The sequence below is a fragment of the Cryobacterium glucosi genome (genome assembly GCF_004402235.1).
Lineage (GTDB): Bacteria > Actinomycetota > Actinomycetes > Actinomycetales > Microbacteriaceae > Cryobacterium > Cryobacterium glucosi.
Genome location: NZ_SOFS01000005.1, coordinates 145,642 through 160,298 on the forward strand (window position 1 = coordinate 145,642; position 14,657 = coordinate 160,298).

Below are 14,657 nucleotides of genomic sequence, written 5' to 3' on the forward strand. Positions count from 1 at the left end.
CCCCCCGTGACCAAGTTTCAGAAGACCCCGTACAAGGTCGACGTGCGTGACCTCATCAACCGCCCCGGCACCATGCGTGAGCGCCACATCGACCTCATCGTTCCCGACGACCTCGGCGAGGGACTCGTTGCCGTCAAGGCCGGGTCGACGCTCGACGTCAACATCCGCCTCGAAACCCTGCACGAGAGCCTTCTGGTGTCCGCGCAGATCTCCGGAATCGCGTCCGGCGAGTGCGGAAGATGCCTGATTGACATCGACTTGCCTGTCCGAGTCGAGTTTCACGAGGTTTTCGCGTACTCTCTTGATGAAGCTTATGAGTGTGCGGTTGTCGAGGACCATGTGGATCTTGAACCGCTCATCAGGGATGCAGTGGTTCTGTCACTGCCTTTCCAGCCGGTCTGCCGGCAGGATTGCCCGGGTCTCGACCCCGAGACCGGGCAGCGGCTTGCCGTTTCCCCTGAATTCGAACCAGAACAGATGCGCGATCCCCGGTGGGCAGCGCTTGTGAATTTCCAGGCTTCCGAAAGCATCGGCACGGATGAAGACATCCGCGCTGAAACGGATAGAAGAGAAGAGAAGTAGTCATGGCAGTCCCGAAGCGCAAGCAATCACGCTCCAACACCCGCTCACGTCGTTCCTGCTGGAAGGCCGAAGCCCCCACCCTGGTCAAGACCATGGAGAACGGCAAAGTCGTCTACAGCCTCCCGCACCGCGCCAAGGTCGTCACCGACACCGCCGGAACCGCGATGTTCATGGAATACAAGGGCCGCAAGGTCGCCGACATTTAATTCGGCGATGTACACGCCCCAGGTACCGCTCCTCCGACGGATACCGCGTCTTCTGACCCGGAACATCCGCTCGTCGCGTCGCGGTACCGTCGGGGCGGTCGCCGTATGACCGGGCACGCCGCAGCCGGTCACCCGATGACCGGCGCGGAAGCCGACCCCTCGGCCCTCGTGTCCGCGCTCGGCGTGCAGATCGACGAGAGCCTGCTTCGGCTGGCGCTCACCCATCGGTCCTTCGCGTACGAGAACGGCGGAGTGCCCACGAACGAGCGCCTGGAATTCCTCGGCGACTCGATCCTGGGCCAGGCCGTCACGGTCATGCTCTACCGCACGTATCCGCTGCTCGACGAGGGCGACCTGGCCAAGCGCCGGGCCAGCCTGGTCTCGAGTGTCGCCCTCGCTGAAATCGCCAGGGGCCTCGGCCTCGGCGCCTACGTTCGGCTCGGGCGGGGCGAGATCCTCACGGGTGGTCGTGACAAGTCATCGATCCTCGCCGACACCGTCGAGGCGCTCATCGGTGCCGTCTACCTCGACACGGGTCCGGACGCCGCCACGGCTTTCGTGCTGCGGCTGATCGCGCCCATGCTCAACGACCCTGGTCACTTCGGAGTCTCGATGGATCCGAAGACGAGCCTGCAGGAAGCGGCGGCCCGGCTCGACGCCGGCGTACCCGTCTATGCGATCGCCGAGAGCGGCCCCGACCACTCCAAGGTGTTCATCGCGACCGTGACCGTCGGCATCGTCGTCGCAACGGGAGAAGGCACCAGCAAGAAGCACGCCGAGATGGCCGCCGCCCTCGAGGCGTGGAACCGGCTCGTCCCGCGCTGACCTGGCCGATGTCCGCTCGACTCATTCCCGCGCATCCGACGGCACCGCCACCATCGTCTGGACGCTTCCTTGCCAGAACTTCCTGAGGTCGAGGTGGTGCGCGCGGGCGTCGAACCCGCCGTGACCGGTGCTCGCGTCACCGCCGTTGAGGTTTTCGAGCCACGCTCCCTCCGCAGGCACGACCCCCTGACCGGCCCGTTCGCCCCGCAGCTCGAGGGGCATCGCCTGCTCGGCGCCGTCCGCCGCGGCAAATTCCTCTGGCTGCCGATCGACACCGGACGCGCCCTCGTGATCCACCTCGGCATGAGCGGCCAGGTCCTGCTCCGGGAACCGGGCTCGGAGGCAGACCGTCAGTTGCGCATCCGCCTGCACCTCGAACACCCCGACCACGGGGAACTGTGGCTCAACTTCGCCGACCAGCGGATCTTCGGCAGCATGGCGATAGACCGGATGCAGCCCACCGGCGACGGACTGCCAGGAGGGTATGCCGGGGCGGGCACGGGTGCGTGGAGCGGGCTGATCCCCGACCAGGTCGCCCACATCGCCCGTGACCTCATCGACCCCGACTTCGGAACGGATGCCGCCCTCGCCGCCCTGGCCCGGCGCGGCTCAGGGATCAAGCGGGTGCTGCTCGACCAGACCTGGGTCAGCGGCATCGGGAACATCTACGCCGACGAAGCCCTGTTCGCGGCCGGACTGCACTACGAGCAGCCGGCGTCGTCCCTGTCACGCACCGAAGGCATCCGGTTGCTCGACGCCGTGCGCACGGTGCTGATGCGCGCCCTCGCCGAGGGCGGCACGAGCTTCGATGCGCAGTATGTGAACGTCAACGGCCAGTCCGGTTACTTCTCGCACAGCCTCGCCGTCTACGGCAGGCAGGGCACCGCGTGCCCGCGGTGCGGAACCCTCCTCGTGCGCGAGCAGTTCATGAACAGGTCCTCGCACCTCTGCCCGGTCTGCCAGCGCCTCCACTGACCGAGTCAACCAGGGTTCACGCGTCCGTAAGGGGCGTGCGCCGCCGCCAGGCGCCCTCGTAGCCGATCGGCAGGAAGCCGAGCTCCTCGTTGATGTCGAGCATGTGCCGGTTCTCCTCCGCGTTGAAGGTGATCACCGACGGATGTCCTGGCTCGTTCCGGAGGATGCTCTCCAGGTTCCAGGCCTTGAGCAGCAGGCCGAGCCGGTGCCCGCGATGTTCCCGCACCACGAGGGTGTCCTCCTGGTCGACCGGCCTGTCGGTCTCAGCGGGAACGGAGAGTTCGGTGAACCCGACCAGTGCGCGGGACGGGCGGTGCACGACGGCTGTGGTGTAGACGGTCCGTGGTCCGTCCGCGAGCCGGGCCTGCCTGTCGAGGAACCGATCGAGGGGCCAGGACTCTGCGGGTTCCTCGAGGCCGGCGGTGGGAGCGTCCGTGCTCATTCTTTCGTAGAGCATCGCCATGTCCGGCTGCCACCGGATCGGCGTGAAGCCGTCCCAATGAATGATCTCGTATTCCTTTCCCGCGCGCTTCTCTGCCGCGCGCAGCAGCCGGTCCAGCCGCTCGCGGTCGTAGGGAAGTGCGAGGCGGTTGCCTCGCTCGACCTGCTCGAGACGGTAGCCGCGCCGGAGCAGGAAGCGCACCTCGGGGTTCCGCAACGGCAGTGAGCCGAAACCGGTCGGGGCGACCAGGCGTTCGCCCGGTGAGTCCGGCGAGGCCGCGTAGACGATCTGATTCACGCACCCGTCGGCCTCGGCGACCGACTCGAGCAACGCGAACAGGGCGGTACCGATGCCGCGGTTGCGGTATCCCGGCAGGACATCGGCGCGAAGCCACGCAGTCTCCGAGCCGGGGCCCTGAAACTCACACACACCGCGCGCGACGATGTGGGTCACGTCGGCCGCGGCGGGGTCGTCCGCCGGGGCGTCAGCCGCAGCCTCGTCGCTCCCGCCGGCAGGAGCTGAACCGTCCGCGGCCCGCACCACGAACAGCCTCCTCGGCTCCCAATCCTGGTCGAGCCACTCCGGGAGTGCCTCCTCCGCCGTCACGGTCAGCTCGTGGGTCCCGTAGGCATCCGCTTCGACCGTGTTGTGCACCTCGGCGGCGGCGACGAAGTCGTCCCAGCCCTCGGCACCCGGCTCCTCCGGGATCGAGAGCTCCTCGATCCTGGGCACGAGGTCGTCCATGCAGGCAGAGTAGCGTCCGGTCGGCACTGCCGAAACCCCCGCGGGCAGCGCCGCGCCTCCCGGGCCCGGGCGGCTGCGTCCGGTACCGTGGGAGAGCCGATATCTACTCACGGGAAGGGCGCAACGGTGTACTTGAAGAGCCTCACCCTCAAGGGGTTCAAATCGTTCGCGCAGCCCACGACCTTCGCTTTCGAGCCCGGCGTCACCTGCGTCGTCGGCCCGAACGGCTCCGGCAAGTCCAACGTCGTCGACGCTCTCGCCTGGGTGATGGGGGAGCAGGGCGTCAAGACGCTCCGCGGCGGCAAGATGGAAGACGTCATCTTCGCGGGCACCTCGACGAAGGGCCCACTCGGCCGCGCCGAGGTGACGCTCACGATCGACAACACGGATGGCGCGTTGCCGATCGACTACACCGAGGTCACCATCTCGCGCACCCTGTTCCGCAACGGCGGAAGCGAGTACGCGATCAACGGCCAGGGCTGCCGGCTGCTCGACGTGCAGGAGCTCCTGAGCGACTCCGGCCTCGGGCGGGAGATGCACGTGATCGTCGGCCAGGGCCAGCTTGACGCGGTCCTGCGCGCAAGCCCAGAGGACCGGCGCGGTTTCATCGAGGAGGCCGCCGGAATCCTCAAGCACCGCCGCCGCAAGGAGAAGACCCTGCGCAAGCTCGACGCGATGCAGGCCAACCTGACCCGGCTGAGCGACCTCGCCGGGGAGATCCGCCGCCAGCTCAAGCCGCTCGGGCGCCAGGCCGAGATCGCCCGCGAGGCCCAGACCATCGCCGCCGTCGTGCGTGATGCCCGCGCCCGCCTGCTCGCCGACGACGTCGTCGGCCTGCGCAGGACCCTCGACGCCCACGGCCGCAGCGAGAGCGAACGGCACTCCGAACGCATCGTGCTCCAGGAACAGCTCGACCAGAAGCAGTTGCGCCTGCACCGCCTCGAGGAGGCCCAGATCGGCGACGCCGTCGACGCCGCCCGGCGCACGAGCTTCGGCCTCGAATCCGTGCAGGAACGCCTCCGCGGGCTGTACACGCTCGCGAACCAGCGCCTCGCCCTTCTCGGTTCCCAGTCCGAATCGGTCGACGCCGGCCCGAGTGTGACCCCGGCGATGCTCACGGACGCCGCGGCGGAGATCGTGCGGCTCACCGAACGCATCGCCGTCGCCGAGTCCGCCTGGGCCGCCGCGCGGGCGGCCACGTCGACCGCGCGCCGCGATCTCGACGCCGTCGACGAGGACATCGCCGCACAGACCGCGCTCATCTCCCGCCACGACCTCGAAGCGTCCAAGCTGCGCGGCCAGGCCGAAACCGCCGCCTCCCGCCTCGCCTCTGTCCGCAGCGACGTGCTCCGCCAACAGAACACCCGGAATGCCGCGGCCGGACGCGTGCAGGAAGCAGAGGCCCTCCTCGCCACCCTGGAAGCGGAGACCGAGCAGGCGAACGCGGAGAACGCAGGGACCGGCGCGGTGAACGGCGATCCGGGCGACACCGGCGCGGCCGACGGGAACACCCGGCTGTCCGAAGACTACGAGGCGGCCCAGGCCGTCGTGTCCGCCGCGGAGGGCGAAGTCGAACGCCTCCGCGAAGAACTCCACCTCCTCGAACGCGAACGTGACGCCCTCGCCGCGCGCGCGAGCGCCCTGTCCCTGGCCCTCGACCAGAAGGACGGATCCTCAGCCCTCCTCGGCGCCCGGCTGGACGGCATCCGCGGGCTCGTCGCAGAACACGTGCGGGTGCATCCCGGTTACGAGGCGGCGATCGCCGCCGCGCTCGGCTCCCTCGCCGATGCCGTGCTCGCGGATGACAGCGCAGCCGGCTTCGCAGCACTCGACCGGGTCAGGGCAGACGACCTCGGCCGGGTCGAGCTCATCCTCGCCACGCCAGCGACTCCCGACGCTGACGACGCCCCAGCTGATGCTGCCGGCGGAACCCCCGATTGGCGCGCGTCGGGCGCGCACGCACGCCCGAGCATCGCCGAACGGGCAGGCCTGGTCTGGGCCGCCTCTGTCCTCGATGCCCCTGCCGGTGTCCTCGGACTCCTCGAGAACACCGTCATCGCCGAAGACCTCGACTCCGCCCTGGCCGCGGCAGACCTGCTCACGTCCGGCCATTCCACCCCGGGGACGGCTGCCACCGGCCCCCGCGCGGCGAGCATTCCGCTGACGATCATCACCCGGGCCGGCGACGTGCTGAGCGAGTTCGTGCTCCGCGGCGGATCCGGGGCCCGGCGCAGCAAGCTCGAACTCGTCGCGGACCGCGAGACCGCGGCAGACCGTCTTGGCGAAGTCCGATCCCGCATCGAGCAGGTCAGCGGCGACCTCGCTGAGCAGCGCAGCCTGCTCCGCCTCGGCAAGGACCAGTCCGTCGCGGCGCTCGCCGCGCTTCGCGCCTTCGACGCCCGCCTCTCGGCCCAGGCAGAGAAGACGAACCGGGCAACGGTGCGGCTCGAGGCCGCAACGGCGGAGCTCGAGCGCATCTCCGCCGGCGTCCTTGTCGCCGAACAGGCCGTCGCCGGTGCGGAAGCAGAGGCCGAGCGCACCAAGGCCGGTCTCGTCACCCTGCTGTCCCGCCCCCGCCCGATCCTCGACGTTTCGGTTCGTGACGCGCTCCACGCCGAACTCGAAGCTGCGCGCGAACACGAGGTCGAGGCGCGGCTCCGCGTCGAGACCGCGCGCGAGCGCGTGCGCTCGGGTGAGGCCCGCGCCGCAGGCCTCGCGAGGCAGTTCGAGCGCGACCAGGCCGCAGCCGAGGCCGCCGCCCGGCGTGCGGTCATCCGCCGTCGCCAGGTGGATGCCGCGACCCGCGTCGCCGAAGCGCTCCCCGCCGTGCTCGCCGCGGTCGACGTCTCCGTCAGCGAGGCACGCCTCCGCCTCGCCACCGCCGAGGCCGAGCGCCTGAGCCAGAATGAGGAACTCGCGGCCCTGCGCCGCGAGGACGGTGCCCTCCGCAGCCGACTGCAGGCCGTGACCGAGAGCGTGCACGGCCTCGAACTGCAGATCTACGAGAAGAAGCTGCACCTCTCCGGCCTCCTCGAACGCGCCGGCAGCGAACTGGGCCTCGTCGAAGATATCCTCGTCGCGGAATACGGTCCGGACCAGCCGGTGCCGCCCGACGACGACCCGGATGGCGAGCCGGTGGCCTACGACCGCGAGCAGCAGCAGCGCCGCCACGCCTCCGCCGAGCGCCGGTTCGCCCAACTCGGCAGGATCAACCCGCTCGCCCTCGAGGAATTCGCCGCGCTCGAGCAGCGGCACAAATTCCTCACCGAGCAGCTCACCGACCTGACCAACACCCGGGCCGACCTGCTGACGATCATCGACGACCTCGACGTCACGATGGGCGCCATCTTCGGAAGCGCCTTCGAGGACACCCGCCTGGCCTTCGCCGAGGTCTTCCCCGTCCTGTTCCCCGGCGGGTCTGGCAGCATCCGCCTGACCGATCCCGACGACCTGCTCACGACCGGCATCGAGATCAGCGTCAAGCCGGCAGGAAAGAAGATCGAGCGGCTCTCACTGCTGTCCGGCGGGGAGCGTTCCCTCGCCGCAGTCGCGCTGCTGATCGCGATCTTCAAGGCCCGCCCGAGCCCGTTCTACATCATGGACGAGGTCGAGGCTGCCCTCGACGACGCCAACCTCGGCCGGCTGCTCACGATCTTCCAGAGCCTCCGCGAGGCCAGCCAGCTCATCATCATCACGCATCAGAAACGCACGATGGAAATCGCCGACGCCCTCTACGGTGTCTCGATGCGCCAGGACGGGGTATCGGCGGTCGTCGGCCAGCGGATCGTGCGCGAGGAGGAACGGGCGTCCTGAACCGCGGACAGGCCGGGACAGTGGCCCCCGCGTCACGGCCGGGTCACAGCAGGGCGAGTACCTCCGCACAGGCGTCGGTGACCCTGCGGCACTCGGGGGCGCAGCTCGTCCAGTCCGGCCGGTGCTGCAGCATCCGCTCGCAGGCGATGGACGAGGAGCGGCACGCCTCCATGCAGGTGTCGAGCATGGAGGCGGCGGTCGTCCCGTCTGTCCGGGTGTGCCAGGACAGCACCCGGCTCGTCGTGGTGCAGATTTCGATGCAGTCGAGGTCGGCGAGGAAGCACGCGGTGACATCGCCGTCGCCGGACTGGGCCAGGCAGGCGTCAGCGCAGTCCTCGCTCGCGGCGATGAGCGCGTCGCAGGCGGCGACGCACGCCGCGGTCCGTGCCGAGAGCGCGTTGAACTCGCTCCCACCGAACCCGCCACCGAACATGCCACCACTGTAGCCCGGTCGGTGGCGCCCGGTCAGGCCTGCGGGGGCAGCGCCGCGATCAGCGGGTGGTCGAACGTCAGCACACCGGTCTTGGCCGCGCCTCCCGGCGACCCGATCTCCTCGAAGAAGTCCACGTTCGCGCGGTAGTACTCGCTCCACTGCTCCGGAAGGTCGTCTTCGTAGTAGACCGCCTCGACCGGGCAGACCGGCTCGCAGGCACCGCAGTCGACACATTCGTCGGGGTGAATGTACAGGGACCGTTCGCCTTCATAGATGCAGTCGACCGGGCACTCGTCGACGCAGGCGCGGTCCTTGACATCCACGCACGGCAGCGCGATGACGTACGTCACGAGGCGACGAGTTCCACGGACCGGCTGATGTCGACCTGCTCGTCCCGCGGAACGACCTTGACCCGCTCACGATCGGCCGCCGAGCCGTCCGCGGCTCCGAGGGCACGTTCGTGGGCATCGAGCACGAGCCAGCCGTCCCATTCGGTGAAGCGGATGCCGCGGGCGGAGAGCACGGCCAGGATCGCGTCCGCGTCGTCTTCGACCGGCTCCGGCAGGAGGCCGTTGCCGAGGTCTTCGACGAGCCGCGTGACGGTCTCGAGCGCGTCGCTCTTGGTGTGGCCGATCAGGCCGACGGGGCCACGCTTGATCCAGCCGGTGGCGTACAGGCCGGGAATGGGCCGCGCGGCCGGGTCGAGGACCCGACCGCCGTCGTTCGGGATCACGCCGCGCGTCTCGTCGAAAGGCACCTCGGCGAGGGGGCTGCCGCGGTAACCGACGGCGCGGTAGACCGCCTGGAGCGGGTAGTCGAGGATCTCACCTGTCCCGGTGACACCGCCGGGGTTGGCGGGATCGGGCGCGGTGCGCTCGAAGCGCATGCCTTCGACACTCTCGGTGCCGTAGACCTCGAGGGGAGAATGCAGGAAATGCAGGTGCAGGCGGCGCGAGGCCCCGCTCGGTTCCTTCGTGAGCCATCCGTTCAGGGTGCGGCTCATCACCTTGACCTGGTTGTTGGACGCGGCGAGGAACTGCTCGGAGGCCTCGTCCCTCGGGAAGTCCTCCTCGTAGACGATCACGTCGACGTCCGGCACCGCGCCGAGCTCCCGGAGCTCGATCGGGGTGAACTTCACCTGGGCAGGCCCGCGTCGACCGAAGATGTGCACGTCGGTGACTGCCGAGGCGGCCAGGCCGGAATAGACGTTCTCGGGGATGTCGGTGGGCAGCAGGTCGTCCGCATGCTTTGCGAGCATCCTGGCGACGTCGAGGGCGACGTTGCCGTTGCCGATCACGGCGACCTGGTGGGCGTCGAGCGGCCAGTCGCGCGGGGCGTCCGGGTGTCCGTCGAACCAGGAGACGAAGTCGGCGGCCCCGAAGCAGCCGGGCAGCTCGGTGCCGGGGATCGGCAGCTTCGCGTCGCGGATCGCCCCGGTCGCGAAGATGACTGCGTGGTAGTGGGCCCGCAGGTCGTCCAGGCTCAGATCGGTCCCGTAGCCGACGTTGCCGAGGAACCGGATGGTGCCGGCATCGAGCATCTCGTGCAGGCTTGTGACGATGCCCTTGATCCGCGGGTGGTCGGGGGCGACGCCGTATCGAATCAGGCCGTATGGAGCGGGGAGGGTGTCGAAGAGGTCGATGCCGATCGTGCCGCCGGCGTCGCGCACGGCCTTGCCGAGGATGTTGCCGGCGTAGATTCCCGCGGGACCGGCGCCGATGATGGCGACGCGGAGAGTATGGGGGGTCATGAAAAAGCCTTTCGGGATGGTTCTGGGATGAGCCGGCCGGAACGGGGTTCGTCGGACGCGAGCTGGTTGCTGTACCGGGGGTGGAGCGGGCTCAGGGTGACGACGTCCCCCACCACGACGACGGCGGGGGAGCGGACGCCGCGTTCGGCGGCGAGTCCGGCGATGGTTGCGAGACTTCCGAAGGTGACCCGCTGGTTCGAGCCGTAGCCGTCCTCGATGATGGCGACCGGGCAGTCTCCGCCGCGGGGTCCGTCCGCGAGCATCGCCGCGGAGGCGGCGAGGCCGGAGATGCCCATCAGGAGCAGGACGGTGTGGTCGCTGCCCCCTGGCAGGGACGGAAGCAGCTCGTGGCCCGTCACGACGGTGAACCCGTTCGCCACCCCGCGATGGGTGACCGGGATGCCGGCCGCAGCAGGCACCGAGATGGCGCTCGTGACGCCGGGGATGACCTCGACGGGGATACCGTTGCTGCGGCAGTACGCTGCTTCCTCGCCGCCGCGACCGAGCACGTACGGGTCGCCGCCCTTGAGGCGCACGACCCGGCGGCCGGCACGGGCGTGCTCGACGAGGAGTGCGTTGATCTCGTCCTGGGGCACAGGGTGGTGGCCGGGCAGCTTGCCGACGTCGATCACGAGAACGCCGGGATCGAGCTCGCCGAGCAGGGAGCGCGGGCCGAGCCGGTCGGCGATGACGACATCCGCTTCGTCGAGCAGCCGGCGGCCGAGCACGGTGATCAGGCCGGGATCGCCGGGTCCGCCACCGACCAGGTGCACGGTGCCGGGGCGCACGGTGTCGGGGCTCACCGGCCGGCCGTCAGGTAGAGGCCGCGGCGGCGGAGCAACCGGCGTTCTGCCGGGGCGAAGAGCACGAGCTCGACGAGGATGCCGACGAACAGGATCACCAGGATCGTCGCGAGCACCCCGGGCAGGTCGGCGAGCTCGCGGCTCTGCTGCAGCATCGAACCGAGGCCGAAACCGATCGAGCCGCCGACGGCGATGATCTCCGCTGCCATCAGGGACCGCCAGGAGAAGGCCCAGCCCTGCTTGAGGCCCGCGAGGTAGCCGGGCATCGCGGCGGGCAGCACGACGAGGGTGGCCATCTCGAAGCGGTTCGCGCCGAGCACGGTGCCCACGCGGCGCAGCTGCGGCGGGATCTGGTCGACGCCGGCGACCAGCCCGTTGGCGATCGAGGGGACGGCGCCCATCAGCACGACGAAGTACACGGTCGCATCGCTCAGGCCAAACCAGAGGATCGCAGCGGGCACCCAGGCGACGGAAGGAAGCACCTGCAGCCCGGAGAGCAGCGGTCCGAGCGCGCGGCGGAGCAGCCGCCACTCCGCAAGGAGAAGGCCGAGCGGGGTTCCGATCGCGACGGCGATCAGGAACCCGATCCCGCCGCGGGAGAGGCTCGTGACCACAGCCGTCTGCAGGTGACCGGTCGACCAGAGGTCGGTGATCGAGGTGAGCACGTCGAGCGGACCGGGAGTGAGGTCGGGGCGCGGCTTGGCGATCACGATATAGAACTGCCACGCCGCGATGAGGGCGAGCAGGAGCACGACCGGCGGCAGGACGCCGTCGGCGAACCGGCGCCACGGGCCCTTCTCGACGAGGGGGGACGTCTGCAGGGCGTCGAGCCCGGCTTCGAGCGTACGGAAGTCCGCCCGGGTGCTCACCGAGGAGCCGGACGCGGCGTCGGGCTCCAGGGAGCCGGGGGTGATGGTCTCGGAACGGGTCTCAGGCGGCATTACGGCGGATCTCCTCTCGGAGGTGGTTGGTGATCTCGATGGAGAGGCGGGAAACCTCTGGGGATTCGATCCGGCGCGGACCGTTGTCCTCGATGCGCCACTCGTTCCTGATCCGGCCGGGACGGCTCGACATCAGCAGCACCCGCTGCCCGAGCCGTGCGGCCTCGCGCACGTTGTGCGTGACGAACACGATCGTGCGGCCGGTTTCATGCCAGACCCGTTCGAGTTCCTCGTGGAGCAGATCGCGGGTGATCGCGTCGAGGGCGGCGAAGGGCTCGTCCATCAGCAGGACCTTGCGGTCCTGCGCGAGTGACCTGGCGAGGGCGACACGCTGCCGCATGCCCCCGGAGAGCTCGTGCGGGCGCTTGTTCGCGGCATCCGCGAGGTTGACCAGGTCGAGGAGCTCGAGTGCCTCGCCGCGACGCCGGCCGCGCGGGACCCCGCGCAGCTTGAGGGCGAGTTCCACGTTGCGGCTCGCGGTCAGCCAGGGGAACAGGGCCGACTCCTGGAACATGACGGCGCTCTTCCCGCTCGCGACCGTGACGGTGCCCTCCGACGGGTGTTCGAGGCCGGCGATGATGTTGAGCAGGGTCGACTTGCCGCATCCGGATGCGCCGAGCAGGCAGACGAATTCGCCCGGCTTGATCGTGAGGTTGATGTTGTCGAGCACCACGGGTCCGGCCTTGCCGAACCGCTTGGACAGTCCCTCGACCCGGATCGCGGTCTCGACGTCCGCTGCGACGACCGCGGCAGGCGCGGTGTTTGTGCTGACGCTGATGCCCTGCGGCCGGTTCCCTGAACCGTCGGTGCGGTCGCGCTCTGTCACGGACACGGCGCTCACCGTGCTCCAGAGCCGGTGACGATCCCTGCGGCCAGGGTGGCACCGTCCTGCGCGTTGATCACGAGGAACGCGCCGGAACGGCGGTTCTCGGTGAAGGTCTCGATCGGCAGCGGAGCCGCGAGGCGCAGGCCGACCTCGCCGATGTCGTTGACCTCGAGGCTGCCGGCCGGTTCGAGTTCGAGCGTGTCGAGGTTGAGGCGCCCGGTGACGGCGGCTACGAGGGCCTGGACGGTGTTCGTGCCGAACTTGACCAGGGTGCGGTCGCCCGGCCTGAGTGCCCGCGGGTCCAGCCAGAACAACGCGGCGGTGAGTTCCCTGGTCGATTCGGGCAGGGTGCCCGCTGCGCCGATGACCGCACCGCGGGCGATGTCGAGGTCGTCGGAGAGGCGCACGGCGATCGACATCGGTGCGAACGCCTCGGTGAGTTCGATGCCGGCGAAGTCGATGCCGGTCACGACGGTCGTCGCCCCGCCCGGGGCGACGCTCACGCTGTCGCCGACCCGGACGGTGCCCGAAGCGACCTGCCCGGCGTACGCCCGGTAGTCGCGGAAGGAGTCCGCATCCTCCGGTGCGACGGCGACGGCGCCCTGGGGCCGGAGCACGAGCTGAACGGGCAGCCGGAACGCCTCGATCGCGGTCTCGACCTCGTCGACGACCGGGAGGCTCTCGAGCAGTTCGAGCAGGCTCGGCCCGTCGTACCAGGGGGTCCGTGGCGAACGGTCGACGACGTTGTCTCCGACGAGCGCAGAGACGGGCAGCACGTGCACGGCACCGAGGCCGAGATCGGCCGTGACGGCGCGCACCGATGCTGCGACCGCTGCGAACGCGGACTCGTCGTAGTCGAGGAGGTCGATCTTGTTGACCGCGATGATCACATGCGGCACGCGCAGCAGGGACACCACGGAGAGGTGCCGCCTGGTCTGCTCGAGCACGCCCTTGCGCGCGTCGATGAGCATGATCACGGCGTCGGCCGTCGTAGCGCCGGTGACCATGTTGCGGGTGTACTGCACGTGCCCGGGGCAGTCGGCGAGGATGAAGGAGCGGCGCGCTGTCGCGAAGTAGCGGTACGCGACGTCGATCGTGATGCCCTGCTCGCGTTCGGCGCGGAGGCCGTCGGTGAGCAGCGCGAAGTCGATGCCGCCGTCGTCGCCGCCGAAGCCGCGCTCCGTGGACGTTCGGGTGACGGACTCGAGCTGGTCGGCGAGGATCGCCTTCGAGTCGTGCAGGAGACGCCCGACGAGGGTCGACTTGCCGTCGTCGACGGAGCCGGCGGTCGCGAACCGGAACAGGGTTCCCGGGGCGTCTGCGCCGTCGTGGGTGCCGGCATCCGCCGGGCTGAGGAGTGCCTGAGTCATCAGAAGTACCCGTCCTTCTTGCGGTCTTCCATGGCCGCTTCGGAGATGCGGTCGTCGGCGCGCGTCGCGCCGCGTTCGGTGATGGTGGAGAGGGCGACCTCGCGCACGACGGCGGCGACGGATGCGGCGTCCGATTCGACGGCGCCGGTGCAGCTCATGTCGCCGACCGTGCGGTAGCGGACGGTGCGGGTCTCGACTGCTTCGCCCGGGCGCGGCTCTGAGACGGGGCCGATCGCCCGCCACATGCCGTCGCGGCGGAAGACCTCGCGCTCGTGGGCGTAGTACAGCGGCGGCAGTTCGATGCCCTCGCGTTCGATGTAGCGCCAGACGTTGTACTCCGTCCAGTTGCTGATCGGGAACGCGCGCACGTGCTGGCCGACCGTGTGACGGCCGTTGTAGAGGTTCCAGAGTTCGGGGCGCTGGTTGCGGGGATCCCACTGGCCGAATTCGTCGCGGAGCGAGAGGATGCGCTCCTTCGCGCGGGCCTTGTCCTCGTCGCGGCGGGCGCCGCCGAAGACCGCGTCGTGGCGGCCTGCGGCGATCCCGTCGAGGAGCGGGAGCGTCTGAAGCGGGTTGCGGGTGCCGTCGGCGCGCTCCTGCAGGCGGCCGTCGTCGATGTAGTCCTGGACCTTCGCGACGGTGAGGCGGAGGCCGAGGCGCGCGACCGTCGCGTCCCGAAACGCGAGGACCTCTGGGAAGTTGTGGCCGGTGTCCACGTGCAACAGCCCGAACGGCACCTTGCCGGGCCAGAAGGCCTTCGCGGCGAGGTGCAGCACGACGACGGAGTCCTTGCCGCCGGAGAACAGCAGGACGGGACGTTCGAATTCTGCGACGACCTCACGGATGATGTGGATCGCCTCGCTCTCGAGCACGTCGAGCTGGGAAAGCCGGTGGCTCCCGGCCGCCTGCACGGGCGGCGCGGATGTCATGGCGGTCGTGGTGGTCGT

At 69.8% G+C, this 14,657-nt stretch carries 13 protein-coding genes and 1 pseudogene; 5 read left to right on the top strand and 9 right to left on the bottom strand.

The genetic code is table 11. The features are described 5' to 3' along the window. The first annotated feature begins 6 nt into the window (after positions 1-6). The 4 genes from E3O46_RS01035 to mutM all read left to right on the top strand — a co-directional run bounded on the left by E3O46_RS01035 (position 7) and on the right by mutM (position 2,588). Positions 7-582, top strand: a complete 576-nt coding sequence (locus E3O46_RS01035) for a YceD family protein (RefSeq protein ID WP_134447545.1) — start codon at positions 7-9, stop codon at positions 580-582. A gap of 2 nt (positions 583-584) precedes the next feature. After that, positions 585-788 carry a 50S ribosomal protein L32 gene (rpmF, locus tag E3O46_RS01040; protein ID WP_134447547.1) on the top strand — a complete coding sequence of 68 codons (204 nt, stop codon included), beginning with the start codon at positions 585-587 and terminating at the stop codon, positions 786-788. A gap of 135 nt (positions 789-923) precedes the next feature. Continuing rightward, on the top strand, positions 924-1,613 hold the full coding sequence (gene rnc / locus E3O46_RS01045; protein WP_134448065.1) for a ribonuclease III: 690 nt from the start codon (positions 924-926) through the stop codon (positions 1,611-1,613). Between the two features lie 69 nt (positions 1,614-1,682). Continuing rightward, positions 1,683-2,588 (top strand): bifunctional DNA-formamidopyrimidine glycosylase/DNA-(apurinic or apyrimidinic site) lyase, encoded by a 906-nt coding sequence (gene mutM / locus E3O46_RS01050; protein ID WP_134447549.1) that lies wholly within the window; start codon positions 1,683-1,685, stop codon positions 2,586-2,588. A 16-nt stretch (positions 2,589-2,604) separates the two neighbouring features. Here mutM and E3O46_RS01055 read toward each other — a convergent pair whose 3' ends face one another. Further along, positions 2,605-3,774, bottom strand: a complete 1,170-nt coding sequence (locus tag E3O46_RS01055; RefSeq protein WP_134560938.1) for a GNAT family N-acetyltransferase — start codon at positions 3,772-3,774, stop codon at positions 2,605-2,607. A gap of 126 nt (positions 3,775-3,900) precedes the next feature. Here E3O46_RS01055 and smc point away from each other — a divergent pair, with 126 nt between their 5' ends. Continuing rightward, positions 3,901-7,587 (top strand): chromosome segregation protein SMC, encoded by a 3,687-nt coding sequence (gene smc / locus E3O46_RS01060; RefSeq protein WP_134560939.1) that lies wholly within the window; start codon positions 3,901-3,903, stop codon positions 7,585-7,587. A gap of 43 nt (positions 7,588-7,630) precedes the next feature. Here the strand turns inward: smc and E3O46_RS01065 are convergent, their stop codons facing one another. The 8 genes and pseudogenes from E3O46_RS01065 to cysD form a co-directional block, all read right to left on the bottom strand. Then, complete coding sequence (locus E3O46_RS01065) at positions 7,631-8,020, bottom strand: four-helix bundle copper-binding protein (RefSeq protein WP_134447555.1); 390 nt, start codon at positions 8,018-8,020, stop codon at positions 7,631-7,633. Between the two features lie 32 nt (positions 8,021-8,052). Next, positions 8,053-8,370, bottom strand: a complete 318-nt coding sequence (fdxA, locus tag E3O46_RS01070) for a ferredoxin (RefSeq protein WP_134447557.1) — start codon at positions 8,368-8,370, stop codon at positions 8,053-8,055. After that, complete coding sequence (locus E3O46_RS01075; RefSeq protein WP_134560940.1) at positions 8,367-9,770, bottom strand: FAD-dependent oxidoreductase; 1,404 nt, start codon at positions 9,768-9,770, stop codon at positions 8,367-8,369. The genes fdxA and E3O46_RS01075 overlap by 4 nt, the downstream gene beginning before the upstream one ends. After that, a pseudogene (cobA, locus tag E3O46_RS01080) lies at positions 9,767-10,651 on the bottom strand (uroporphyrinogen-III C-methyltransferase); the annotation flags it as partial. The gene E3O46_RS01075 and the pseudogene cobA, both read right to left, overlap by 4 nt. After that, the gene (locus tag E3O46_RS01085; RefSeq protein ID WP_134447563.1) at positions 10,570-11,514 is read right to left on the bottom strand and encodes an ABC transporter permease; all 945 of its coding nucleotides are present in this window, start codon (positions 11,512-11,514) and stop codon (positions 10,570-10,572) included. The gene E3O46_RS01085 and the pseudogene cobA, both read right to left, overlap by 82 nt. After that, a complete protein-coding gene (locus E3O46_RS01090) occupies positions 11,504-12,232 on the bottom strand; it encodes an ABC transporter ATP-binding protein (RefSeq protein ID WP_198413428.1) in 729 nt (242 codons plus the stop codon). Before E3O46_RS01090 ends, E3O46_RS01085 begins: the two co-directional genes overlap by 11 nt. A 119-nt stretch (positions 12,233-12,351) precedes the next feature. After that, positions 12,352-13,710: a sulfate adenylyltransferase subunit 1 gene (locus E3O46_RS01095; protein WP_134447565.1), complete on the bottom strand. Its 1,359-nt coding sequence runs from the start codon at positions 13,708-13,710 to the stop codon at positions 12,352-12,354. Further along, positions 13,710-14,639: a sulfate adenylyltransferase subunit CysD gene (cysD, locus tag E3O46_RS01100; protein ID WP_134448069.1), complete on the bottom strand. Its 930-nt coding sequence runs from the start codon at positions 14,637-14,639 to the stop codon at positions 13,710-13,712. The genes E3O46_RS01095 and cysD overlap by 1 nt, the downstream gene beginning before the upstream one ends. Positions 14,640-14,657: the final 18 nt, after the last annotated feature.

Excerpts from the sequence above, each read along its gene's own strand:
- rpmF (WP_134447547.1), top strand. The coding sequence starts at position 585 with ATGGCAGTCCCGAAGCGCAAGCAATCACGCTCCAACACCCGCTCACGT.
- rnc (WP_134448065.1), top strand. The coding sequence starts at position 924 with ATGACCGGCGCGGAAGCCGACCCCTCGGCCCTCGTGTCCGCGCTCGGC.
- E3O46_RS01055 (WP_134560938.1), bottom strand. The coding sequence starts at position 3,774 with ATGGACGACCTCGTGCCCAGGATCGAGGAGCTCTCGATCCCGGAGGAG.
- E3O46_RS01065 (WP_134447555.1), bottom strand. The coding sequence starts at position 8,020 with ATGTTCGGTGGCGGGTTCGGTGGGAGCGAGTTCAACGCGCTCTCGGCA.
- E3O46_RS01075 (WP_134560940.1), bottom strand. The coding sequence starts at position 9,770 with ATGACCCCCCATACTCTCCGCGTCGCCATCATCGGCGCCGGTCCCGCG.
- E3O46_RS01085 (WP_134447563.1), bottom strand. The coding sequence starts at position 11,514 with ATGCCGCCTGAGACCCGTTCCGAGACCATCACCCCCGGCTCCCTGGAG.
- E3O46_RS01095 (WP_134447565.1), bottom strand. The coding sequence starts at position 13,710 with ATGACTCAGGCACTCCTCAGCCCGGCGGATGCCGGCACCCACGACGGC.
- cysD (WP_134448069.1), bottom strand. The coding sequence starts at position 14,639 with ATGACATCCGCGCCGCCCGTGCAGGCGGCCGGGAGCCACCGGCTTTCC.